Below are 21,674 nucleotides of genomic sequence, written 5' to 3'. Positions count from 1 at the left end.
CTCGGATCCACCGGCGAGACGGGTCGATGCCTAGCCGAGCAGTTCGGGTAGCTGCTGCGGCCCCTGCTCCAGCACATGCTCGGCGAGGTAGGCGAAGACCACCTGGTACCAAATCTTGGCGTGCTGCGGGGAGAGGATCCAGTGATTCTCATCCGGGAAATAGAGGAAGCGGTGCACGGTCGAACCATCCGCGGCCTGCGGCAGGCCGGAAGCGCTCAGTAGTTCGAACCAGAGACGCAGCCCCTCACCGATCGGTACGCGGTAGTCCTTATCGCCATGAATCACCAGCATGGGCGTGGTGATCTGGCCGACCTGATGGTGCGGCGAATTGGCCTCGACCATGGCCTTGGACATTTCGCGCTCCCAGAAGAAGGAGGCATCGGTGGTTTTGCCGAATCCTTCCAGCGCCCACAGGCTGGCGTGGGTGACGATGGCCTTGAAACGGTCGGTTTGCCCGGCAATCCAGTTGGCCATGTAACCACCGAAGGACCCGCCCATGGCCGCCGTGCGAGATTCGTCGATATCCTCGCGTGCTTCCACGGCATCGGTAATGGCCATTAGATCCGTGTATGGCTCGGCGCCCCACCGGCCCCAGCCGCGCTGGATGAAGTCTCGGCCGTAGCCGGTGGACAGCGCCGGATCCGGCAGGAGCACCGCGTACCCCTGCGCGACAGCCAGCCACGGATTCCAGCGCCATGACCACGCGTTCCACGAGGCCACCGGTCCGCCATGAACCCAGAGCAGTAGCGGTGCAGGGTGCTGCGCGTCGGTGCCGGCCGGAAGGGCCAGCCACGCGCGGATGCGCGAGCCATCGGCGGCCGTGGTCTCGACCTCCGTGAGGGTACCGGGTAGCTCCGGGCGGACCATGGCCGAGGGCAGTGCCAGGACTTCGTGTGCGCCGGTTAGTTGCACGGAAACCGGTTCGGCCGGGTATTCGTAGCTGGCGCGGAGCGCGTAGGCGGTGGCGCCATCCGGGCTCACGCAGAGGTTCGAGTAGGCGCCCTCATCGGTCAGCCGCACCGGCGACCGCCCGTCGAAACGCAACAGGAAGAGCGGGCAACGCCCATCCTCGTCGGCGGTGATCAGCACGCCGCTGGCATCGGGCAGCCAGACTAGTTCATTGGCCCAGCGACCCCACCCTTGAGCCACCTCGCGCTGTTCACCGGATTCCATATCCACGATCCATAGCGTGCAGTCCATGGTTTCTTCGACCGTGGCGCGACCCCACCGAGCGTAGGCCAGCTGGGTGGAGTCGGGGCTGATGGCATAGACCGAGTATTCGTAGTCGTCATCGGCGCGGATAAGCTCGCTGCGCTCGCCGGTGAGCATGTCGATGCGCACCAGCCCGGCGACGGTTGCACCGCGTCCCTCGGGTTGGTTCCACGTGCTCACCAGGTAGCTACCGTTCGGGGCTACGGTGGTGGAGGCCTCGAGCAGTTCGCCGCGCACTCCGGCGGTGAGATCGTGCAACTGTGCCTTGGGCTCTACGTCGAGGGTGGCACGGTACAGGTGTGGGGTAGCCGGACCCAGATCGTGATCCCAGTAGCGCACCGGATAACCATCGTGCAGGATGGCCGATACCTTCTGCTTTCGACGGTTATCGCGAAGTTCCTGCTCCTGTTCCAGATCGGCGGGACTCCGGTGCGCTAACGCCTGAATCAGCAGGGTGTTCGGGTTCGCCGGGCAGGCGTGAACCTGTCCGATCCCGCCGGGGTGCGAGGCCACGACATGGGCTTCACCGCCGGCGGTCGGTAGGCGCCAGAGTTCGGCGGTGGCGTTCTCCTCGGTGGAGCGCTTGGCGGTGAACAGTAGATCGCCGTTTGCCGCGAATTGCGGCTGGGATTCGCCGGTTTTGCCGTGCGTCAGCCGTCGGGCCGGCAACACGCCCTGCGGGTCGAGTTGCCACAGCGCGCTTTGGTAGCCGGTGCCATCGTCATCCAGCGAGCTGATCGAGGTGACCAGGCGAGTGCCGTCGGGGGACAAGCGTAGTGTTTCGTGCCGAGGTGCGGCGACGTAGTCATCCAAATCGTGAAATAGTTGCTTAGCATGTGCCATGGTTCACATCCTGTCACGGCTGACTCGGTATTTCCAGAGCTTTGCCCAACGTTGCGCGCTACTCGGGAGCGAACGCACCCTCGTGTCCGAAATCCGCCAGAATATTTCCCGGGCTCGTGTTTCTATGGAGTATGACCAGCAATAAGGGACAGGGGAGCATCATGGGCGAAAACCCCGTCTGCGCTCCCGGCGAGCGCGGCTTTGAGGAGCGATATCGGGCCATCGACGCGCGCGATGCACGGTTCGATGGACAGTTTTACACTGCCGTGTCGTCCACCGGCATCTACTGCCGACCTTCCTGCCCGGCGCGTACCCCTAAACGCGAACATGTGCGTTTCTACCTGACCTCGGCCGCCGCCCATGAGGCCGGTTACCGTGCCTGTAAACGATGCTTACCCGAGGCGGTGCCGGGCACGCCGCAGTGGGATATTCGTTCGGATACCGCGGCGCGCGCCATGCGGTTAATCAATGATGGTGTCATCGACCGGCAAGGGGTGGAGGGGCTGGCCATGCGACTGGGCTACACCCCGCGCCACTTGAATCGGCTCTTGGTCTCCGAGCTGGGGGCTGGTGCGCTCGCGCTGGCCCGGGCCCGGCGCGCGCAATCCGCACGGGCGCTGTTGACGGGAACGGATCTGCCACTCGGGCAGGTGGCATTTGCCGCCGGTTTTGGTTCGGTACGCCAGTTCAACGACTGTGTCCGCGAGGTATTCGATGCCACGCCCTCGCAATTACGTGCGCGGGCCCACCGTCGTCCGGCCAACGAGGAGTCGGCGGATGGCACTGGAGCGGCCGATGCCGTGTTGCTGGATATCGACCTGCCGGTGCGTCAGCCCTATGATGCGCCGGGCCTCTATGAGTTCTTGGCGCACCGTGCGCTGAGAGGCATCGAAAGCGTGGAATTGAGTGCCGAGCGCTTGCGGTACGCCCGCACCCTGCGGCTGCCGGGCGGACCGGGGGCCTTTGAAGTACTGGCCGAGCGGGTGCGCGACGGACAGTGGCAGTTGCGTGGCCGGCTGGAACTAAGCCGGGTCACCGACGTAGCTCCGGCTTTGGCACGCTTGCGTCGAGTCTTCGATCTCGACGCGGACCCGGCCGCCGTCGATCAGGCGTTGTCGGCCGTGCCGGTGCTCCAACCACTTATCGCGGCACGACCCGGCGCCCGGGTGCCGGGGGCAGCGGATCCCCAAGAGATGGTGGTGCGTGCCCAAATTGGGCAGCAGATCAGCGTCGCCGCGGCGCGCGGACACCTCAACCGGTTGGTGGCCCACGCCGGTGAGCCCTACTCTTCTCGCTTCATGGGCCTAGACAGGCTCTTCCCCACCAATGAGCAGATCTTGCAGGCGGTGCCCGAGGTAAACCCCGGCGAGCCGCTCGACCCGGAACGTGTGCTACGTCTTCCCGGCCAGGCCAGCAACGCGATTCGCACCAGCGCCCAGGCCATGATCAGCGGAGCGCTAGCCGTGGACTGTGCCGTGGATGGTCGGGAGCTGACCGCGCAACTTGTGGCCCTGCCACGCATCGGTCCGTGGACCGCAGGCTATATCGCCTTGCGCGTGCTGGCCGATCCGGATGCCTGGATGCCCGGCGACGTGGCGCTCCTGGCCGGGGCCCGGAGCTTGGGGTTGATCGATCCATCGCTCAAGCCCGCTGCGGCGCATCGCGCACTCAGCGACTTCGCGGCCGAGCATTTTGCCCCCTGGCGGTCCTATGCCAGTTTGCATCTGTGGTCCGCCGCGCTAACCAATCCGACCCCTCGACGAAGGAGAACAGAGTCATGACCGAACAACACCTTGCGACCACGGTCAACACCCCCGATGGCCCCTTTAGCCTCATTGTGAGCGAGGGGAACCTCTTGGCCTCGGGCTTTAGTGAGGACCTAGCTGCGCTCAACGCACTGATTCACCCAAGCTTGCGGCAGCCGATCGACCAGTTGCAGCAGGTGACGGCCGGATCCGACGATAGTCGACTCGCTCCCGTGCTCAGTGCGCTGAGCGATTACTACGATGGTGATCTATCCGCGCCTCAGCGTGTGGCGGTGCGCCAGCAGTCCGGTGAGTTTCGCATGCTGGCCTGGGATGTGCTGCGCACGGTGCCGGCCGGGCAATGCATCAGCTACACGGAGTATGCGCAACGGGCGAACCGCCCGGCCGCCGTGCGTGCCGCGGCCTCGGCCTGTGCCATGAACGCGGCGGCACTGTTTGTGCCCTGTCATCGCGTGCGTCGCTCAGACGGTTCCTTGGGAGGGTTTCGCTACGGACTGGCGATCAAGCGCAGCCTGCTCGAGCGCGAGGGGTTTTTGCCTACCGCGTAGCTCGCGGCGCGTAGTGAGGGGTCGCCGGTTTGCCGCGCAGAACCTCCGTCTTTAGGCCTTGATTTGGACTAACCATGTGGCTAGCATGGCAGTCCCTAGACCGGGGTGTGTGCAAATTTTCCGAGCGAAGGAGCAACCCCATGGCTAAGTATCCAATGTTGACTGCGATCGGCGCGGTTGCCGCATTATCACTAACCGCCTGCACCGCACCTAGTCCCACGAACCCACCCTCAAGCCCAACATCTGAAAGTCCCACGAGTAGCTCGCCAACCGAGTCCTCTGCTCCCGCCTCGGCGACCCTCGAAGAGCTCACCCAGCGTGTGGAGAAGTTTGGTATCGTGTTGATGCTGCCCGAAGGCTGGAGCATAGAGCCGGGGGAGTACTGCGAAGGGGAGTGCAATGAATATGGGCAGTGGGATATCCGCGATGCCAACGGTGAGCATGCCATGTATTTTGCGGCCAACAGTGCGACCTCACCCGATGGAGACACCAATCTCTACCAACGAACCATTTTGACTAAGCAACCGGCACCGAATCTGAAGTACAAGCCGACGAGCCAATTCGCCGAGTACTGGGTGGCGGAAGACCAAGAAGATGGGGAACGTAGCGCGGGACTGGACATCGCGCTGGTGGACGATGAAGTGCTCGCCAAACGGGGTGAAGCCCCGGAAATTAGCTACTTCCAACTTAACGATCGGCAGGCTCCGATGTTCGGGGTGCTGCACGACTACGTTGAAGAAATAGCCGCGGACGGAGAAGAGCTTAGCGAAGAACAGGCCCAGGAATTCCTGTCTACTTCGGACTACGCGACCTTGGAGGCAATCCTGTTGAGCCTACGGCAGGCAGACCAGTAGCGCGCGGACGAGGTTCTAGGATAGAACCGTGAGTAGTGAAGAGCCTCGTAGCCGACTAACCCGTCGTGTTTTCCCGCATGGGCAGGATCCCGACCCACGGTTCACACTGGCCAATGAACGCACCTTCCTGTCCTGGATCCGCACCTCACTCGCGTTCATTGGTGGCGGCATTGCCGTTGAGGCCTTTACCGCCGAGATCTTCCCGGCCGCCACACGGACCGTATTGTCGCTTATCCTGCTGATGATCGGTTTCTTGCTGGCCGCCGGTGCGTGTGTCCGGTGGTTCAGGGTCGAGTCGGCGATGCGCCATCGTCGCTCGTTGCCGGTACCGCTGATCGTTCCACTGGTCTCACTCGCCTCGGCGTTGGGAGCGGCGGGACTGATACTTGTGATTGCCCGAGTGCTATGAGGCGCGTACAGCCGCCGCACGCGGATGCTGGGCTGCAACCGGAGCGCACGGCGCAGGCATGGCTACGTACCGGCTTTTCGATGGCCATCGTCGGTCTGCTCAGCCTGCGCTGGGTGCATCTGCTCAATGATCTAGCCGTGGGGCTGCTTCTGCTGTGCCTCGGAGGCGCGCTCCTGGTCATCGCCCTACAGACCGTGCGTTATCGCCAAGGCAGCGCCTCCATCCGCGATGAACGTTCTAGCCCCGCACCGCTGTCGGTGGTGGTGCTCAGCGTGATTGTCTGTGCGCTCGCCGCGTTTGGGATGGCTACCGTACTAGGTGCCACCTACACCAATTCCTTCTAGGACAAAGACGCATCGCACCATGCCCAAACGCTAAAGGCCCCGCACCCTGGCGTGGGTACGAGGCCAATAACGTGACGGTCCTTGCGACGCTAGACCGTGTCCTGCCCGGTGGTTTCGCGGGCAAAGAGCTCGGCGATTTCCTGATCGGCCGCGCGCTCCGCGGCCTGCCGCGCCTGCGCAATTTGCGTAATGCGCCCGCGGCACAGGTACCAGCCGACAATGAGCAGCGGCACGATGATCACCAGCGAAGCGACGGTCCAGGTACCTACCGGGTTATCGAACGCCATGAGCACCAAAACGGCCGCCAAGAAGGCCAGCGTAACCCAACCGGAGATCGGAGCGAGCGGCATCCGGAAGGAGGGCCGCTGCAGCTCTCCGCGGCGCGCCTTTTTCACGAGCGCCATCTGGCACAACACGATCATGCCCCAAGAAGCCATAATGCCAATGGCCGCCAGGTTCAGCACGATCTCAAAAGCCTTCGCCGGGACGATGGCGTTGAGAATGACACCGAACACGGCAACGGCCGCGGTGATCACGATGCCTCCGTAGGGTACGCCGCTACGGTTCATACGCCCGGCGAAGCGTGGTGCCGAACCCGAGAGCGACATCGAACGCATGATGCGCCCGGTGGAGTAGAGGCCAGCGTTCAACGAGGACAGCGCCGCGGTGAGCACCACGAGGTTCATCACCACATCCATGCCCTGTACACCGATGGAACCGAAGAAGGTCACGAAGGGCGACTCACCGGCCTTGTAGGCGGTGTAAGGCAGAAGCAGTGAGAGCAGCACGAGGGAGCCGAGGTAGAACACGGCGATGCGGATGATCACCGTGTTCACGGCCTTAGGCATGACCTTCTCCGGGTTCTTCGCCTCGCCAGCCGCGGTACCGATCAACTCGATCGATGCGTAGGCGAAGACCACTCCCTGCATAAGAACCAGCACCGGCAAGACGCCGTTGGGTAGCAGCCCGCCGCCCTCGGTGATGAGCGAGAGCCCGACCTCGTGACCGTCAACCGGTGTGCCGAAAATGACGAAGTAGCAACCGACGATCAAGAACGCCACCAGGGCCACGACCTTGACCAAAGCGAACCAGAATTCGGCCTCGCCGAAAGCCTTGACCGAGATCAGGTTCATGCCCAGCACCAAGGCTAGGGCCACCAAGGCCCAGAGCCACTGCGGAACTGCGGCAATGAACGGAACGTACTTGCCGAAGAAATTCATATACAGCGCGACCGCAGTGATGTCCACGATGGCGGTCATCACCCAGTTCAGCCAGTAGAGCCAGCCGGTGGCGAAGGCCGCCTTCTCGCCGTAGAACTCGCGTGCATAGGAAACAAACGAACCCGAGGACGGGCGATACATCACGAGCTCGCCCAGCGCGCGCAGAATCAGAAAGGCGAAGAAACCACAGATGGCATAGCTGATTACAATGCCGGGGCCAGCCTCGGCCAAACGGCCGCCAGCACCCATGAACAGCCCGGTGCCGATGGCGCCGCCAATGGCGATCATCTGCATCTGTCGGGAGGATAGGCCCTTGTGGTAGTCGTTATCACCGGCGGTGAGCGCGGCGGCCGGTGCCGGGCCCTTAGCCGTGGAGGAAGTGCGATCCATCAATATCCTTTGCGGGAAAACTAGTCGGTGAGGTTTGCGAGGCGTTCGGGGGAGAGCAGTTCATTGAGATCCGCTGCGGAGAGCAGGCCTCCTTCGAGAACTAGCTCGGCCACGCCGCGGCCGGTGTGTAGCGCCTCGAGCGCGATCGAGGTCGACTGCGCGTATCCCAGACGCGGGTTGAGCGCGGTGACCAAACCAATGGAGTTCTCCACCTCGCGACGCAGCGCATCTTCGTCTACGGTGATCCCGTCGATGCAGCGTGTGGCCAAGGTGAGGCAGCCGTTGGTCAAATGCTTCAACGACAGTCCGATGCTGTGGGCAATGACCGGTTCGAAGGCGTTCAGCTGCAACTGACCACCTTCCGCGGCCATGGTCACGGTCAGGTCGTGGCCGACCACCTGGTACGCAATCTGGTTGACGACCTCGGGGATGACCGGGTTTACCTTGCCCGGCATGATCGAGGAACCGGACTGCACTGCCGGCAGATTCAAATCGTTGAGCCCGGCACGCGGCCCGGAGGACAGCAGGCGCAGATCGTTGCAGATCTTGGAAATCTTCAACGCAACGCGCTTGAGCACGCCCGACAGGTGCACGAATGCGCCCACATCGCTGGTGGCCTCGATCAAATCTGGGCTAGTGGTCAGCGGCAGGCCGGTAAGCTCGGCCAGGTGGCGGCAGGCGGCCTCGGCGTAACCGGCCGGGGCGTTGAGCCCGGTGCCGATAGCGGTAGCTCCCAGATTGATCTCGGTGACCAGACTCAAGGATTCGGTCAACCGAGCCCGGTCCTCACCCAGCGTCACGGCCCAACCGCGAAACTCCTGACCCACCGTCATGGGGACGGCATCCTGCAACTGAGTACGGCCCATCTTCACCACGGTGCGGAACTCGGCGGCCTTGGCGAGGCAAGAATCCTCGAGCACCTTCATGGCCTCCAGCAAAGGCTGAGTGGCGAAGTAGGTGGCCACGTTCACCGCGGTGGGGTAGGCATCGTTGGTGGACTGCGACAGGTTCACATGATCGTTCGGATGCAGGTACTGGTATTCACCCTTAGCATGCCCGAGGATCTCCAGCGCTAGGTTGGCGATCACCTCATTGGCATTCATATTCGTGCTGGTGCCCGCCCCGCCCTGAATCGGGTCGATGATGAACTGGTCGTGAAGTTCACCGGCCGCAATGCGCTCGCAGGCGGCGTCGATGGCAGCGGCACGCTGTGCATCGAGCAATCCGAGCTCATGGTTGGCGCGCGCCGCCGCCTGCTTCACGTGCGCCAGTGCACGGATCAGGTGGGGGTTGCCCGACAACTGCGTTCCGGTGATATCGAAGTTCTGTTTGGCGCGCAGGGTATGCACGCCCCAGTAGGCCTCAACCGGTACCTCGAGGTCGCCGATTAAGTCATGCTCTACGCGGGTCGCGGTGAGCTCTCCCATGGGGATGATTCTCCTTAGTAGATATGTGTGAAATTCAGAGTGCGGCTAGCTGCCCGACGGGCTTGCCACCGCCGAGGGCCGGAGTGCTGAGCAGTGCGGCGGGCACGTCTACATATTCGGCCAGCAGCGCCGCGGTGATAGGCATGCGGGCTCGGTCGGTGCCATCGGCAATCTTGACCGCCACTGCGGTGCCGTCGGCCAGCGCCACCGCCTGAATACCTTCGAAGCCGTCCTTGGCGACGGCGCCGGGTACTTCGCGCATGAGCGTCGTGACATCGCGCCCCTCGCCGGCCACCAGCTCGGGGTAGCGGCGCATGGCCGCGGCCACGCGGCCCTCTTCGGTATCCGCTGCGGCGGTGGACAGGCGTGCGAATCCGCGGGCCAGCCCGGCCAGCGTCAATTGGTAGACCGGGGTGCCGCACCCGTCCACGCTCTGACCGCTGACCTTTTCGCCGGTCAATTCCTCAACGGTCTCCTGTAGCAGGTCCAGCAGGCGAGCGTCGGCCAAGTAGTTGGCGGTATCCCAGCCTTTGAGCTCACTGAGTGCCACCAGCGCGGCGTGCTTGCCCGAGCAATTCTGTGCCAGCTGGGTGGCCGTGCCACCGGCGGCCAGATGCGCAGCCCGCTCGGCAACTCCGTAGGGCAGGTCGGTGGAATTGCCTAAGGCTGCTTCGGTGAGGCCGGCCGCGGTCAGCGTAGAGCGGGCGATATCTTGGTGGCGGACCGAGCCCGAGTGGCTGGCGGCGGCCAATGCTATCTGCTCGTCGGTCAGCTCGAGGCCGGCGCGCAGCATTCCCACGGCAAAGAGTGGCTTCAGGGCCGAACGCGGATAGAACACCGCCTGTCCGTCCCCGCGCACGGAGTGGATCTGCCCGTTGGAGTCGAGAACCACCGCCGAACCATAGTGAATGGACTCGATGGCTTCACCGCGCGTCGCGGCGACCAGCGGGACGTGATGCGGCAGGCCGGCGGCGGCCAGCGTGGCGAGGGAAGGTTGAGAATCTGCGTGTGTCACTTCTTGCTCCTGACGATGGTTGAGACGGCGTCCTGGACGGCGGACAGGTGTCCGGTCATGGCTTGGGTGGCTGCCGCAGCATCTTGGGCGGCCACGGCCTGATAGATGGCCCGGTGCTCGGCGTTGGACGGTCCGCGGCGTCCGGCCACGAGGTTGACGGTTTCCGACTGCCGGGCCATAGCCTCGCGGATGTCGGAGACGACTTTGACGAACACGGAGTTGCCGCTGGCTTGAGCAATGGCGGCGTGAAAGGCGGTATCGAGGTCCACCCATGCGGCCGGGTCATCTTCCTGCTCCATTTGCTCAATGAGCCCACTAAGCCGTTCGAGGTCCTCGGTGGTGCGCCGTGTTGCCGCCAGAGTGGTGGCCGGAATTTCAATGTGCGGGCGGGCTTCGTGCAGATCCTCGGAGGAAAACGTGCCGAGCTTCAATTCGCGTGGCGGCTGGTGAGAGATGACGAAGGTGCCGCGTCCGGTTTCGGTCCGGGTGAGGCCAAGTGCGGCGCAGGAACGCAGCGCCTCGCGAATCACCGAGCGGCTTACCCCGTAGTCGGCGGCGAGGGAGGCCTCGGAGCCAAGTTTGGTGCCCAGCGGAATTTCGCCGGCTTCAATGGCGCCACGGAGCGCATAAAAGACGGCTTCGGCGGCGGAGCGTCGTTGAATGGGTTGCTGTCCGGGTGTCCAGCTGTCTGACAGGTTCACGAGAGTAAGTGTCGCAAGCCAAGGTGACGTAGGTCAACTTCCCTAGTGAGAGGGCGTAGCTTAGGTGTCGGAGCAGAGATCCGAGCGGACCTCTTGTTCGAGATCGGGGTAGCGCGAGGTGGGCTCAGGAGCCCGGCAGGGGAGCACATCGCTGACCGCGGTGTTGTAATGGATCGCTTTGGCCTCACCGCGTGGCTCTCGACCCATGCAGGAGACATCGAAGGTCAGTTCGGTGGGCTCCGCGACCTGAAATACGAAGCTTGGCTGATCGTTCTCCGCGGTGGGGGAGAGCTCCTCGCCGGCCATCGAGCCTACTTCCAATTCATAACCGCTGTCCCGGGCACTGGCCTCGAGCGCGGCGGGTACCTTGAAGTGATCGAGGTACGGGGTATCTCCGGTCCACGACCAGGAATTTTCGAAGCCACCATAGAACTTCGTGCTGGGAGTGTCGCCCTCGGTGGCCGTTAGATCGGCGCGAATAAGTTCTGGTTCAAGGGACGAGGTGTTCAGCAGTTCGGCAACGAGCTCTTGGCAGGGTCCCTCCGCGGTCGGGTCGCTAGGGCTGGGGCCGCTATCAAGATCTTGTGGGGCGCTACACCCGCTAAGGGCCAGCGTTGTGAGGAGCAAGGCGGCTGCTGCCTGACGACTAAAGCCGTGCGTTGAAGTTTTCACTAGACCTCCTTTGTCCACCCTACGGTTTAAATGCCGATATGTCACCACCCCGTATTCCTGCCGAGGTTAGATGCGCGAGGTGGAATGTGAGGTGGTGGCAGGCTCTAGTTTGTAAGGGAGATTCAGTTCGCTGCCTCCAACTTTTTGCTATTTCTCGACATCCATCTGCCGCGGCTGCGACCTCAATCCGCGGGTGCTAATGGCGAGGATTACCGGCCCCACCAGCAGCCACGAGGTGCCGCGCGCGATCGCGTTGATGGCGTAGGCATGCCCAGCTTGGTCAGACCATTCTTGCGGCTCGTGAGAATGCTCCAAGCCGCTTACCTAGTTGTTGGCGCCACTCTTTCACTATTCATTGATTACTCGGTCTCTAGGGCTCTGGAATGAAACCACGTGCACGCGCTGTTGCGCGTACTTAGAAGGAAATAGCGACTAAGACATGAGTGCGTGGCAGGTTACGCGAACCTATTACTCATCCCTACCGTCTCCCCGTCTTTTCTTGCCAAGGTATTTCTTCCTCGTATTCTCGCGTGCTTGCGATCTGATTCTTTCTATATCACCAGAAAAGTGTTCTTTAGACATCCTCTTGAACTCATCGAACGCCCTCTGTTCTTCTGCTGGGCAAGGGCCAGGTATCCAGCTTTTTGTGAAGATGATTTCTGCCGCGTTAAGGACTGCAACGACCGCAACAAGCAGTGTTGCTGAGGGTGCAGATCTGGTGATTCCGAAGCTGACGACAAAGGTAACCAGTATGGCGGCCGAGAATGGTAGGAGCGCGTATGCAGGCCCGCCCGGTTGGCTTCGATTGCTCTGCACGACGAGCGGTCGTTCAATGACAGCGCTCATGACTTCCGCGATGATGTAGGAGAAGAAGAGGGCCGTTGCCAATTGGTCGAGTCTGGCGTCGAGCCCGAATACTAGCGTGCATAACCATACGAGTACGAAGGCTACTATGCCCTTCACGGCTCCGGTCATGAGATGGCCGCCAATCGATTGGCCAAGCGAGGGGAATCTAATCTCTTCTGTAGCCATACTTCACCCTACCTATTCGCGCGTTTGCCTCGAAACAGGCCGCGATACCTGCAGCGACTCCGCGTACTGCCTTGACCCATGCAACAGCCTCTGGCCCCATGCATCCCAAGAATCGGCCACCGCGAATTGCTGGCCAGGTGCCAGAGTGGTCTTTCGCGGGTAGTGTGACGCATACATCCGGTCATGTGCACTTGGTAGATCGGCGGCGCCGCAAAGTCTCGCCGCGCGGCCAAGCACAACGCGAGGAAGACAGACAATGCACAAACTTATGGTCCTCTACCCAGAACCCGCGGATCGCGCGGCCTTCATCGACTACTACACCTCGACGCACCTGCCGAAGGTCGCCAAACTGCCCGGGCTCCAGTCCTGGAGCTATGCGCTGGATGTTGCTGGCGGCCCGGAAGGTAGCGCACCCTATTTTGCGGTGTTTGAAGCCGAATTCGCCGATGCGCAGAGCTTTACCGCCGCCATGGCTTCACCCGAAGGGCAAGAGGTGGCCCAGGATGTGCCGAACTATGCCAGCGGAGGCGCGATCACACTGGACTTTTCCCCAACCGGTTCCAGCGCTTCCTAGCCAGAGCGGTGGCATAGGGGCAGATCGCTGGCGTTAAACTAGCCGAAGCCTGCCACCAGATGGCGGCAGGCTTCGGCTAACGTCGTTGTGGGTAGGGTTACGGGATGGTGATGACCTGACCGGCGTAGGACAGGCCACCGCCGAAGGCGAAGAGCAGCGCCTTGGTACCCGAGGCTAGTGGTTCGTCCGAAGCCATCATCTTCGACAGTGCCAGCGGCACCGAAGCCGCCGAAGTATTGCCGGACTCTACGACATCGGTGGCGACACGGGCGTTGGGAGCGCCGACCTGCTTGGCCAGCGGCTCGATAATGCGCAGGTTGGCCTGGTGCAAGACGATGGCGCCGATTTCCTCCGGATCGAGCCCGGCCCGATCGATGATCTTGGAGGCGATCTTCGGCAACTGAGTCACGGTCCAGCGGTACACGCTCTGCCCGTTCTGTGCGAACTTATCGCCGTTCTCGCGCTCGATGCGCACCGCATCGGACAGCGAAGGAACCGAGCCCCAGACCACCGGGGAAATGCCGGACTCCGCGGAGGCCGAGATCACCATGGCGCCGGCGCCATCGGCGGTGAGCACACAGGTGGTGCGGTCGGTGAAGTCGGTCATGTCGGTGAGCTTCTCGGAACCGATCACCAGGGCGTGCGTGGCGCTACCGGCGGCGATGCTGTGCTGGGCTAGGGCCACGGCGTGGGCGAAGCCCGAGCATGCGGTGTTGACGTCGATGGTGGCCGGGCCCTGATCCATATTCAGGGCCTGAGCCACGCGGGCGGCCATATTCGGCGAGCGGTCCAGCGCGGTGCAGGTGGCGACGATGACCAGGTCGATCATCGAGGCATCGACCTCGGCGGCGTTATCGAGGGCCATGGTGCCCGCGGCGGTGGCCATCGACTGTACCGAATCCTCCGCCGACGCCCAACGACGCTGCTCGATTCCCACACGACGGGTGATCCACTCGTCGCTCGTCTCAACCAGCTTTTCCAGCTCGGAATTCGGAACGATGCGCTCGGGCTGGAAATGGCCAAACGAGACGACTTTGCTTGCGGACATGCTGTTGCTCCTTGAAAGGATCAGGATAGTTCTTAGCATCAAGGTTAGTTGCTTTGCGCCGTGCGTGCGTCGCACATGACGAAGCGCACGTTCTGACCAGGTGCTGGAGACTCGGCGGTGAGTACCGGAATTACTGCCCCACGCGGCCATCTACGCACTCGCGGAGCAGATCCGCGTGCCCACAGTGGCGGGCGTATTCCTCGACGCGGTGCACCATCAGTTCGCGTAGCGAAACCTGGGAAGGATCCAGTCGCGCTCCGAGGTCGGTGAACTGTGCCAGGAGGGCGTCGGTGGCTTCTTGCTCGCGTTCCAGATCGGCGTAGGCGTCTTGGACCAGCTGCGGGTCGGGCCGCACGTCGTTGAAGTCCGCATCCTTGGGCCCGTAGATTTTCGGTTCCGGGCCGCCCGGGGTCACCCATCCGCGCCAGTCACGTTCCACTTCGGCCAAATGACGCAGTAGCCCCAACAGGGAGAGGGTGGAGGGCGGCACCGAACGTTGGGCCAGTTGCTCGGGGCTCAGCCCCTCGCATTTCATCAGCAGGGTCAGACGGTAGTTGCGCAGGAAATCCTCTAAGGTGGCCCGCTCGCCCTCGATTGGCTGCTCGGTCTCCCGCGGATCTTGATCCGGGTTGACCCACATGTCTGGGTATACCGTGGCTTGTGTCCAGCGTTTCGGCGATTGGCTCATCTCGTTGTCTCCTCGGCGGTCGTGGGGATCACCCTATGAGCGTCAGTCGAAGCGGCCGCTGGCTGAGACCCGAGAATATCGGGCACGGATTATCGGGCGGGCGGCTCGCCGCGCTTTCTAGGCTTAGGTGTGGAAGGGATGAGAAATGAAGCAGTGGAACAAGGCGCTCGAAGAACTGGAGCTGCGGCTGGCGACGGAGATCGACGTGGCGGTGCTGGCCCGTTATGCGGCCACCAGTGAATACCACTTCCGTCGGATGTTCTCCTCGTTGGCCGGGATGCCGCTCTCCGAATACATCAGGCGCCGGCGACTGACCGTGGCGGCCGCGCAGATCGTGGCCGGAGAGCCGGTGCTCGAGGTCGCCATCCGTTATGGGTACAACTCGGCCGAGGCCTTCGGCCGGGCCTTCAAAGCCATGCACGGCATGACGCCCTCTCAGGCCCGAGAACCCGGCGCCACGCTACATAGTCAACCGCAACTGCGATTTCACCTCACGGTGGAAGGGACACATGAAATGACACACCGCATTGAAAACAAGCCGGGCTTTTTCCTGATTGGGGCGAAGACCACCGTGCCGCTGGTCTATTCGGGGGCCAACCCGGCCATCGAAGAGTTTGAACGGTCGCTACCCAAGGATCTGGATGACCGGCTTCTGCCGCTGTCGAATACGACACCGCAGGGGCGCCTGACCGCCACCGAAACGCAGGGCCCGGACGCGGTCGAAGGCTCGCCGGTGGAGTACTGGCACGCGGTGGCAGGGCAGGGCCCGGTCCCCGAGGGTTTCGACTCCCGGCCGATTCCCCAGGGGCTCTGGGTCGTCTTCGAGGGGCACGGAGCATTCCCCGAGGTACTGCAGAACCTGTGGGCGAGCGCGGCCACCGAGTTCTTCCCGGCTAACCCCTACCGCTGGATACCGGGCCCGCAACTGCTGAAGGTCACCAGCGATGCCGGCGGACGTTCCGGAAGCGGCGAACTGTGGATCCCGATCGAACGCGAGTAATTCCGCGGTTAACCAAGCCGCGGCAGCGCCTGGAGCAGGGAACGGGTGTACTCGTGCTGCGGGTGGGTGAAGACCTGGGTGGCGGTGCCCTGCTCGACAAGCTGCCCACCACGCATAACCGCGACCCGGTCACTGACGTGTTCGATGACCGCTAGATCGTGGCTGATGAACAGGTAGCTGGTGCCGGTCGCCCGCTGGATCTCGTCGAGCAGGTCCAGCACCTGAGCCTGTACCGAAACATCCAGGGCCGAAACCGGTTCGTCGAGCACCAACACCTTCGGCTCCGGGGCCAAGGCGCGTGCGATGGCCACCCGCTGGCGCTGCCCGCCGGAGAGTTCGAAGGGGTAACGCTCGGCCAGCCTAGCCGGCAGCCGGACCGTGTCCAGCAGCTCGGTGATGGCCCTGCGTTGCCCGGCAACGCGCAGGTTCCTGCCCTTCGAGAGGGCATCGGCCAGTAGCATGCCGACGGTGAACCGCGGGTCAAAAGATGCCATCGGGTTCTGGTAGACGGCCCCCAACTGTGGCCGCGCGGTGCGCCGCTCGCGCTCCGGCAAGGGGGCGAAGAGTTCCCCATTCACCCGGACCTGGCCGCCGTCGGGGGTGGTCAGGCCCAGCACCATGCGTGCGGTGGTGGTCTTCCCCGAACCGGATTCCCCGACCAGTCCCAGGCTCTGGCCCTTGGGTAGTTCGAAGCTCACCTCGCGTACCGCCGGGATGCCATCGAAGGACTTGCTCAGGTTCTCCACGCGGAGCGCCGGTGAGGGATCGCTGGCGGCCGCCGGCAGCTTATCGGTTCGTGGGGCCAGTGTGATGCGCTCGCCGAGTTGCGAGAGCGGGGTGTGGCGCGGCACCCCGGCGGGGATGGCCCGCAGCAACATCCGGGTGTATTCGTGCGTGGGGTTATGCAGCAGCTCGGCGGTGGGCCCGGTTTCCACGATGCGTCCCTGCCGCATGACCGCGATCCGGTCCGCGACCTGGGCCACTTGCGCCAGATCATGGCTGATCATCAACACACCGCGCCCCGACTGCTTAACGGCGCGCAGTTGCTCGAGCACCAGGGCGGCCAGCCGCGTATCCAGTGCCGTGGTGGCCTCATCGGCGATAACCAGCTGCGGTTCGGCAATGAGCGCCTGGGCGATCAGTGCGCGCTGGCGTTGCCCTCCGGAGAGTTCACCGCTGCGGGCGGTGATGCGCCGGGCCGGGTCGTCCATGCCCAGCGCCTCGAGCAGGTTCAGGGTCAGCCGGCGCCGCTCGGCCCGGTGGTGGCGTCCGTGGACGCGCAGCGCGTCGGCGATTTCCTTGCCGATTGGACGAAGCGGATCCAGCGCCAGCAGGGCATCTTGCAACACCATGGACACGGTGGCTCCGCGCAGGGTGCGCCAGCCGCGTTCATTCAGCGCGCGGGCGTCGGTGCCGGCGATGCGCAGCGTATCGGCCCGAACGGTGCCGCCGGAAAGCCCGAGCAGGCTGCGTGCGGTGACCGATTTGCCGGAGCCCGACTCGCCCACCAGCCCTAAGCATTCACCGGCGTCCAGCTGTAGCTGCACCCCGCGCACCGCTTCGGTGCCGGCAAAATCCACGCTGAGGTTTTCCACCGTCAGTAAGCGGCTCATAGGGCACGTACCTTTCCGCCCAGGGCACGGCCGATGGCGGTGGCCCCGGCGGCAACCAGCACGATGGCCAGCCCGGGGAAGAGGCTCATCCACCAGGCCAGGTGCAGGTAGGTGCGTCCGGCGGCCAGCATCGCGCCCCATTCCGGGGCCGGCGGGGCGGTGCCCAAACCGAGGAAGCTCAACGCCGAGGCCCAGATCACGGCCTGGCCAATTCCCAAGGTCACCAGGGCCAATAGTGGACGAAGCGCATTCGGCAGCAGGTGGTGCACGGTGCGTTGGGTGCCGGTACGGCCCAGCACGGTGGCCGCTTCGATCATTGCCGAGTCTTTGAGGGTGCGGATTTGGGTGCGCACTATGCGGGCGTAGCCCGGTGCGGTGGACAACCCGACGGCGATAATGGCCGGCCCCACCCCGGGGCCGGTCAGCGCAATGATCAACAACGCCATCAGCAGCGAGGGAATTGCGTAGAGCGCATCGAGCAGGCGCAATAGCATCCCGTCGAGCCAGCGCGGGGCCAAGGCGGCGGCCGTGCCGAGGATCAGGGCCAAGCCCATGCCCAATCCGGTGGCCGCCAGGCCGATCACCAGCGAGGGGCGGGCCCCGTGCACGATCCGGGTGAGCACATCGCGTCCCGATTCGTCGGTACCGGCCAGATGCGTCAGGTTCGGCGGGGTGAAGGCGGCGGCCGGGTCGATGGCCAAGGGGTCGCCGGGGGCGAGCAGTCCCGGCGCCAGCGCGCACAGCGCCAGTACGGCGAGGAACAGGCAGGCCGCGAGGTGGGCAAATAGACGACGAGTTTTCATGCCGCATGCACCCGCCCGCCGAGCACTGAGGCGATCGCATCGGCCAGCGTCATGAACAGCATGTAGACCGCCGCGGAGAACAACGCGATGCCGGTGACCATGGGGATGTCGCGGGCCAGCACGGCCGAGAGCAGGGCGCGGCCCAGCCCGGGGCGGGCGAACACGGCCTCGACCACTACCGCGCCGGAGAGTAGCGAGGCAAAGGCCCAGCCGCTGAGCGAGAGCACCGGCAACATGCTGTGGCGTAGCGCGTGGCGGAAGAACACCGAGGTTTTGCTTTCGCCACGGGCCCGGGCGGCCAGCACGAAGTCGCTACCCAGCGTGGTGGCCAGCGAATCACGCAATAGTTGGGTGAGGAATCCGGCCAAGGGCAGTGCGAGCGTAAGCACCGGCAGCAGCATGCCGGCCGGGGTACCGGTATCGACCGCGGGTAGCCAACCCAGTGCGGTGGAGAAGAGCATAATCAGCACGCTCCCTAACCAAAAATGGGGCAGCGCTGCGGCCACGATTTCGGCCAGCGATCCGAGGGCACTGCCCAGCGCGGTGGCCCGCACCGCGAGCAGTCCGCCAATGGTGGCTAGCAGCCATGCCGTCAGCAGGGCGCAGCTGGCCAGGAGCAAGGTGGGCGGCAGCACCTCGCCCATGACCTCGGCGACCGGGCGTTTGAGTGAGTAGCTGGTGCCAAAGTCACCGACCGCGAGACGCCCGAGGAACATCGCGTACTGAACGGGCACCGGCCGGTCCAGGCCGTAGGCGGCCCGTGCCTCGGCGAGGGCCTGCTCCGAGGCCTGCGACCCCGGACCTCCCATAATCGCTTCGGCGGGGTCGCCCGGCACCGCGCGGATGGCCAGGAAAATGGCGCTGGCCACCAGCCAGAGCACCACGAGGGCGGCGCCGAGGCGCCGTGCGACGAGAGCCAGAAGCTTCATGGGCCGTGCCGGAGCTCAGTTACTTGGACAGGAAGGTGTTGTAGTAGACCGGGGAGGAAACCGCCGTGGTGTCGCCGACCTGATGCACCTGCTTGCCGTAGAGGAAGTGGTTCTGCTGGTCATACAGCGGCAGCACGTAGTAGCCCTCGAGCACCAAACGCTGGGCCTGTGCGTACAGCTCGGCGCGTTCGGCCTCGTCGTTCGTTTCTTCCGCCCGGGTCAGCAGCTTATCCAGTTCCGGGTTCTTCAGTTGTGCGTTATTCGCGAAGTAGCCACTCGGGGCCGGTACCGTCGAATCGGAGTGGTAGAGGATGCGCAGCACGCTGGGGCCCACCTTGGTGTAGGGGGCGGAGACCAGGTTGTACTCGTGTTCGGCCAGGGCGCCATACCAGCTGGAGAGATCCAACAGCTGAATCTTGACCTCGAAGCCGACCTCCTTGGCGGAGGCTTGCATCTGCTCGAACAGGGACTGCTCGGCCGGTACCGACTGGTTGGTGGAGACCGGGAAGGTCAGCGAGAGACGCTTCCCGTCCTTGACCCGGTAGCCCTCGGCGTCGCGCTCGGTCCAGCCCGCCTCGTCGAGCAGCGCATTGGCCTTCTGCACGTCGTGGGCGAACAGATCCGGTTCGGAAATGCCCAAGGGTTCGACGCTGGAGAGCAGGGAGTAACTACGCTGCGCGGTGTTGAACAGCAGCGCATTGATGCCCGAATTCACATCCAGGGAACGGATGAAGGCCTCGCGCACCAGCTGGTCGTCGAAGGGTGCCTTGGAGCTGTTCAGCTCCAAGCGGTTGGCGGCACCCGGGCGCGGTGCGTCGAGGTGTCCGAATGCGCCGGAGGTGGCGGCCGTCGCGATGGTGTCGGGCTGGGCGTTGTCGATGATGTCGACCTCACCGGACTGCAGGGCCGCGTAACGGGTGGCGGCCTCCGGGATGAAACGCCAGCTGATGCCCTCCAGGTAGGCGGTGGGCTGGCTGCGCTCGGGCTGGGCCACCGGTGGCTGGTAGTCCTCGTTGCGTACCAGGTTAACCGCCTGCTGAGTCTGCCACGACTCCACCTTGAAGGGGCCGGTACCGACCGGCGAGGTGCAATTCACGGCCTTGGGGCGCTTGAGTGCCTTCGGCGACTCGATGGCGGTCCACGGCATGGACAGCGATTCGAGCAGGGCGTTGTCCTTCGAGGCCAAGGTCAGTTCGGCGGTTAGCTCGTCGGTCACGGTGACCTTTTCGATCTTGCCGACGGCCAGGTAGCCGGTGGAGGACGCGGTATTGGGGTCCTGCAGATGCTCGATATTGGCCTTGATGGCCTCGGCGGTCAGCTTGGTGCCGTCATGGAAGGTGATGCCCTCGCGCAGCGTAATGGTGCGGTGCAGCCCGTCGTCGCTCAGCTCGGTGGATTCGGCCAGCCACGGCATGATCTTGCCCTCGGCGTCCTTGGTGAACAGCGTTTCGAGGTACTGGCTAGCCACCAGCGCCTGCGGGTAGTTGCCGCCCACATGCGGGTCCAGGCAGGTCGGTTCGGCGTCGCCCGAGGCGTACACCAGCGTGCCGCCGGCAACCGGGTCGACGGACGCCTGGCTGGCGGCGGACTCCGGGTTGCTCGGGGCGCAGGCGGCGAGCAGGGTCAGGGCTACCGGCAAGCCGATGGATAGGGAGAGCACGCGACGGGCGCGAGAAACTGAGGGCATGCGAACTTTTACCTTGAACTGTGGGAGTTGATGCATCTAACCATAGCGAGGTCGGCGCAGACCGAGGCCCGGACGTCGCCCAAATCACAGGGCGTCCGGGCCTCGGCTGGCGGGCGAAAGATTTACTTTTCGCTGGCGACCGTCATGCGGCGATTCTCGTGCTTCGGTTCGTGGAGCTCATCGAGAATAGCGACCGCGAAGTCTTGGCTCGAGACGAAGTCGCCGGCCGGGGAATCGGTTCCTAGGGTGTAGTTACCGGTGCGGCGGCCCGGGGCAATTTCCGGGGCCGGGGCCACCACGGTCCAGCTGATGCCGGAGACGGAGGTGAACATGTCGTAGACGGCCGCGGCGGTGGTGGCTTCGGCCTTGTACATCTCAGGGAAGTCCGGCATATCCAGCAGGCGGGTGCCGTTGACCTCGGTGGCGCCTGCGCCGCCGACTACGACCAGACGGGCCGGAATGAGGGTTTCGGTGATCTCTTCGAAGGCGTCCAGGTACTCCTGGTGGTCGCCTCCGGTGCGCGAAGGCGGCACGGAAATAACCACTGCATCGTGCTCCTTGCCCACCTTGAGGTAGGTCGAGATGTCGGAGAGCTCGGCGGCCAGAGCGGTGGTGCCGGGCACCTCGGTGCCGTTGCGCGAAATGGCGGTCACTTCGTCACCGCGTTCGAGAGCTTCGGCGACAAGCTGGCTACCGACCATGCCGGTGGCACCGTAAATGGCGATCTTCATAAGGTGTGTCCTTTCGACAACATCAACGGGTGGGACGTGCCGCGATGCGAGCAAAGCGGTCCAATGATTCCGGTTGCACTGTACTGAACGCGCAGACGCCCGGCTTCATTCCCACGTTGCCTGTCACAGGCGAGGGGTTATGAAACCGGGCGTCGAGGAAAAGACAGG

Annotated in this window: 22 protein-coding genes; 7 read left to right on the top strand and 15 right to left on the bottom strand. The window is 64.0% G+C overall.

The features are described from left to right. Window positions 1-30: 30 nt before the first annotated feature. Window positions 31-2,055 (bottom strand): S9 family peptidase, encoded by a 2,025-nt coding sequence (locus ACYU0X_RS14935; RefSeq protein ID WP_461901535.1) that lies wholly within the window; start codon window positions 2,053-2,055, stop codon window positions 31-33. A gap of 161 nt (window positions 2,056-2,216) precedes the next feature. Between ACYU0X_RS14935 and ACYU0X_RS14930 the strand changes: the two genes are divergently transcribed. The 5 genes from ACYU0X_RS14930 to ACYU0X_RS14910 all read left to right on the top strand — a co-directional run bounded on the left by ACYU0X_RS14930 (window position 2,217) and on the right by ACYU0X_RS14910 (window position 5,976). Next, window positions 2,217-3,836, top strand: a complete 1,620-nt coding sequence (locus tag ACYU0X_RS14930; RefSeq protein ID WP_461902819.1) for a DNA-3-methyladenine glycosylase 2 family protein — start codon at window positions 2,217-2,219, stop codon at window positions 3,834-3,836. Then, window positions 3,833-4,369 (top strand): methylated-DNA--[protein]-cysteine S-methyltransferase, encoded by a 537-nt coding sequence (locus ACYU0X_RS14925; RefSeq protein ID WP_461901534.1) that lies wholly within the window; start codon window positions 3,833-3,835, stop codon window positions 4,367-4,369. Before ACYU0X_RS14930 ends, ACYU0X_RS14925 begins: the two co-directional genes overlap by 4 nt. A gap of 140 nt (window positions 4,370-4,509) precedes the next feature. Beyond that, window positions 4,510-5,223 (top strand): hypothetical protein, encoded by a 714-nt coding sequence (locus ACYU0X_RS14920; protein ID WP_461901533.1) that lies wholly within the window; start codon window positions 4,510-4,512, stop codon window positions 5,221-5,223. 28 nt (window positions 5,224-5,251) lie between these two features. Further along, window positions 5,252-5,632: a YidH family protein gene (locus tag ACYU0X_RS14915; protein WP_461901532.1), complete on the top strand. Its 381-nt coding sequence runs from the start codon at window positions 5,252-5,254 to the stop codon at window positions 5,630-5,632. Continuing rightward, window positions 5,629-5,976: a DUF202 domain-containing protein gene (locus ACYU0X_RS14910; RefSeq protein WP_461901531.1), complete on the top strand. Its 348-nt coding sequence runs from the start codon at window positions 5,629-5,631 to the stop codon at window positions 5,974-5,976. Before ACYU0X_RS14915 ends, ACYU0X_RS14910 begins: the two co-directional genes overlap by 4 nt. A gap of 89 nt (window positions 5,977-6,065) precedes the next feature. Here ACYU0X_RS14910 and ACYU0X_RS14905 read toward each other — a convergent pair whose 3' ends face one another. From ACYU0X_RS14905 to ACYU0X_RS14875, 7 genes are all read right to left on the bottom strand, one after another. Then, a complete protein-coding gene (locus tag ACYU0X_RS14905; protein WP_461901530.1) occupies window positions 6,066-7,586 on the bottom strand; it encodes an amino acid permease in 1,521 nt (506 codons plus the stop codon). A 20-nt stretch (window positions 7,587-7,606) separates the two neighbouring features. Beyond that, window positions 7,607-9,013: an aspartate ammonia-lyase gene (locus ACYU0X_RS14900; RefSeq protein ID WP_461901529.1), complete on the bottom strand. Its 1,407-nt coding sequence runs from the start codon at window positions 9,011-9,013 to the stop codon at window positions 7,607-7,609. A gap of 34 nt (window positions 9,014-9,047) precedes the next feature. Beyond that, window positions 9,048-10,028 carry an asparaginase gene (locus ACYU0X_RS14895; protein ID WP_461901528.1) on the bottom strand — a complete coding sequence of 327 codons (981 nt, stop codon included), beginning with the start codon at window positions 10,026-10,028 and terminating at the stop codon, window positions 9,048-9,050. After that, a complete protein-coding gene (locus tag ACYU0X_RS14890; protein ID WP_418907548.1) occupies window positions 10,025-10,729 on the bottom strand; it encodes a FadR/GntR family transcriptional regulator in 705 nt (234 codons plus the stop codon). Before ACYU0X_RS14890 ends, ACYU0X_RS14895 begins: the two co-directional genes overlap by 4 nt. Before the next feature lie 60 nt (window positions 10,730-10,789). Further along, the gene (locus tag ACYU0X_RS14885) at window positions 10,790-11,401 is read right to left on the bottom strand and encodes a hypothetical protein (protein ID WP_461901527.1); all 612 of its coding nucleotides are present in this window, start codon (window positions 11,399-11,401) and stop codon (window positions 10,790-10,792) included. Window positions 11,402-11,548: 147 nt separating this feature from the next. After that, complete coding sequence (locus ACYU0X_RS14880; protein WP_461901526.1) at window positions 11,549-11,716, bottom strand: hypothetical protein; 168 nt, start codon at window positions 11,714-11,716, stop codon at window positions 11,549-11,551. A 153-nt stretch (window positions 11,717-11,869) separates the two neighbouring features. Next, entirely contained in the window at window positions 11,870-12,433 is a 564-nt protein-coding gene (locus ACYU0X_RS14875; RefSeq protein WP_461901525.1) for a hypothetical protein, read from the bottom strand. A gap of 256 nt (window positions 12,434-12,689) precedes the next feature. On the opposite strand from ACYU0X_RS14875, the gene ACYU0X_RS14870 reads away from it, so the two are divergent. Then, window positions 12,690-13,007: an EthD family reductase gene (locus tag ACYU0X_RS14870; protein WP_461901524.1), complete on the top strand. Its 318-nt coding sequence runs from the start codon at window positions 12,690-12,692 to the stop codon at window positions 13,005-13,007. 97 nt (window positions 13,008-13,104) lie between these two features. Here ACYU0X_RS14870 and ACYU0X_RS14865 read toward each other — a convergent pair whose 3' ends face one another. Together ACYU0X_RS14865 and ACYU0X_RS14860 are read right to left on the bottom strand one after the other, a co-directional pair. Then, window positions 13,105-14,055: a beta-ketoacyl-ACP synthase III gene (locus ACYU0X_RS14865; RefSeq protein WP_461901523.1), complete on the bottom strand. Its 951-nt coding sequence runs from the start codon at window positions 14,053-14,055 to the stop codon at window positions 13,105-13,107. Window positions 14,056-14,185: 130 nt separating this feature from the next. Next, window positions 14,186-14,743 (bottom strand): mycothiol transferase, encoded by a 558-nt coding sequence (locus ACYU0X_RS14860; RefSeq protein ID WP_461901522.1) that lies wholly within the window; start codon window positions 14,741-14,743, stop codon window positions 14,186-14,188. 145 nt (window positions 14,744-14,888) lie between these two features. On the opposite strand from ACYU0X_RS14860, the gene ACYU0X_RS14855 reads away from it, so the two are divergent. After that, window positions 14,889-15,743 (top strand): AraC family transcriptional regulator, encoded by an 855-nt coding sequence (locus tag ACYU0X_RS14855; RefSeq protein WP_461901521.1) that lies wholly within the window; start codon window positions 14,889-14,891, stop codon window positions 15,741-15,743. A gap of 8 nt (window positions 15,744-15,751) precedes the next feature. Here ACYU0X_RS14855 and nikE read toward each other — a convergent pair whose 3' ends face one another. From nikE to ACYU0X_RS14830, 5 genes are all read right to left on the bottom strand, one after another. Then, window positions 15,752-17,356: a nickel ABC transporter ATP-binding protein NikE gene (gene nikE, locus ACYU0X_RS14850; RefSeq protein ID WP_461901520.1), complete on the bottom strand. Its 1,605-nt coding sequence runs from the start codon at window positions 17,354-17,356 to the stop codon at window positions 15,752-15,754. Continuing rightward, window positions 17,353-18,159: an ABC transporter permease gene (locus ACYU0X_RS14845; RefSeq protein WP_461901519.1), complete on the bottom strand. Its 807-nt coding sequence runs from the start codon at window positions 18,157-18,159 to the stop codon at window positions 17,353-17,355. Before ACYU0X_RS14845 ends, nikE begins: the two co-directional genes overlap by 4 nt. Beyond that, window positions 18,156-19,088 (bottom strand): ABC transporter permease, encoded by a 933-nt coding sequence (locus ACYU0X_RS14840; protein ID WP_461901518.1) that lies wholly within the window; start codon window positions 19,086-19,088, stop codon window positions 18,156-18,158. Before ACYU0X_RS14840 ends, ACYU0X_RS14845 begins: the two co-directional genes overlap by 4 nt. Window positions 19,089-19,107: 19 nt before the next feature. Next, a complete protein-coding gene (locus ACYU0X_RS14835; RefSeq protein WP_461901517.1) occupies window positions 19,108-20,775 on the bottom strand; it encodes an ABC transporter substrate-binding protein in 1,668 nt (555 codons plus the stop codon). A gap of 122 nt (window positions 20,776-20,897) precedes the next feature. After that, complete coding sequence (locus ACYU0X_RS14830) at window positions 20,898-21,506, bottom strand: NAD(P)-dependent oxidoreductase (protein ID WP_461901516.1); 609 nt, start codon at window positions 21,504-21,506, stop codon at window positions 20,898-20,900. Window positions 21,507-21,674 lie beyond the last annotated feature (168 nt).

This window comes from Glutamicibacter sp. X7 (assembly GCF_054889245.1).
Note: the sequence above shows the minus strand (reverse complement) of the source record. Positions and strands in the feature narration are given on the sequence as shown.

Bases quoted from the DNA above. Each gene is read 5' to 3' on its own strand.
- ACYU0X_RS14840 (WP_461901518.1), bottom strand. From the start codon at position 19,088: ATGAAGCTTCTGGCTCTCGTCGCACGGCGCCTCGGCGCCGCCCTCGTG.
- ACYU0X_RS14855 (WP_461901521.1), top strand. From the start codon at position 14,889: ATGAAGCAGTGGAACAAGGCGCTCGAAGAACTGGAGCTGCGGCTGGCG.
- ACYU0X_RS14835 (WP_461901517.1), bottom strand. From the start codon at position 20,775: ATGCCCTCAGTTTCTCGCGCCCGTCGCGTGCTCTCCCTATCCATCGGC.
- ACYU0X_RS14865 (WP_461901523.1), bottom strand. From the start codon at position 14,055: ATGTCCGCAAGCAAAGTCGTCTCGTTTGGCCATTTCCAGCCCGAGCGC.
- ACYU0X_RS14875 (WP_461901525.1), bottom strand. From the start codon at position 12,433: ATGGCTACAGAAGAGATTAGATTCCCCTCGCTTGGCCAATCGATTGGC.
- ACYU0X_RS14935 (WP_461901535.1), bottom strand. From the start codon at position 2,055: ATGGCACATGCTAAGCAACTATTTCACGATTTGGATGACTACGTCGCC.
- ACYU0X_RS14930 (WP_461902819.1), top strand. From the start codon at position 2,217: ATGGGCGAAAACCCCGTCTGCGCTCCCGGCGAGCGCGGCTTTGAGGAG.
- ACYU0X_RS14925 (WP_461901534.1), top strand. From the start codon at position 3,833: ATGACCGAACAACACCTTGCGACCACGGTCAACACCCCCGATGGCCCC.
- ACYU0X_RS14845 (WP_461901519.1), bottom strand. From the start codon at position 18,159: ATGAAAACTCGTCGTCTATTTGCCCACCTCGCGGCCTGCCTGTTCCTC.
- ACYU0X_RS14910 (WP_461901531.1), top strand. From the start codon at position 5,629: ATGAGGCGCGTACAGCCGCCGCACGCGGATGCTGGGCTGCAACCGGAG.
- ACYU0X_RS14830 (WP_461901516.1), bottom strand. From the start codon at position 21,506: ATGAAGATCGCCATTTACGGTGCCACCGGCATGGTCGGTAGCCAGCTT.
- nikE (WP_461901520.1), bottom strand. From the start codon at position 17,356: ATGAGCCGCTTACTGACGGTGGAAAACCTCAGCGTGGATTTTGCCGGC.
- ACYU0X_RS14900 (WP_461901529.1), bottom strand. From the start codon at position 9,013: ATGGGAGAGCTCACCGCGACCCGCGTAGAGCATGACTTAATCGGCGAC.
- ACYU0X_RS14860 (WP_461901522.1), bottom strand. From the start codon at position 14,743: ATGAGCCAATCGCCGAAACGCTGGACACAAGCCACGGTATACCCAGAC.
- ACYU0X_RS14905 (WP_461901530.1), bottom strand. From the start codon at position 7,586: ATGGATCGCACTTCCTCCACGGCTAAGGGCCCGGCACCGGCCGCCGCG.
- ACYU0X_RS14870 (WP_461901524.1), top strand. From the start codon at position 12,690: ATGCACAAACTTATGGTCCTCTACCCAGAACCCGCGGATCGCGCGGCC.
- ACYU0X_RS14920 (WP_461901533.1), top strand. From the start codon at position 4,510: ATGGCTAAGTATCCAATGTTGACTGCGATCGGCGCGGTTGCCGCATTA.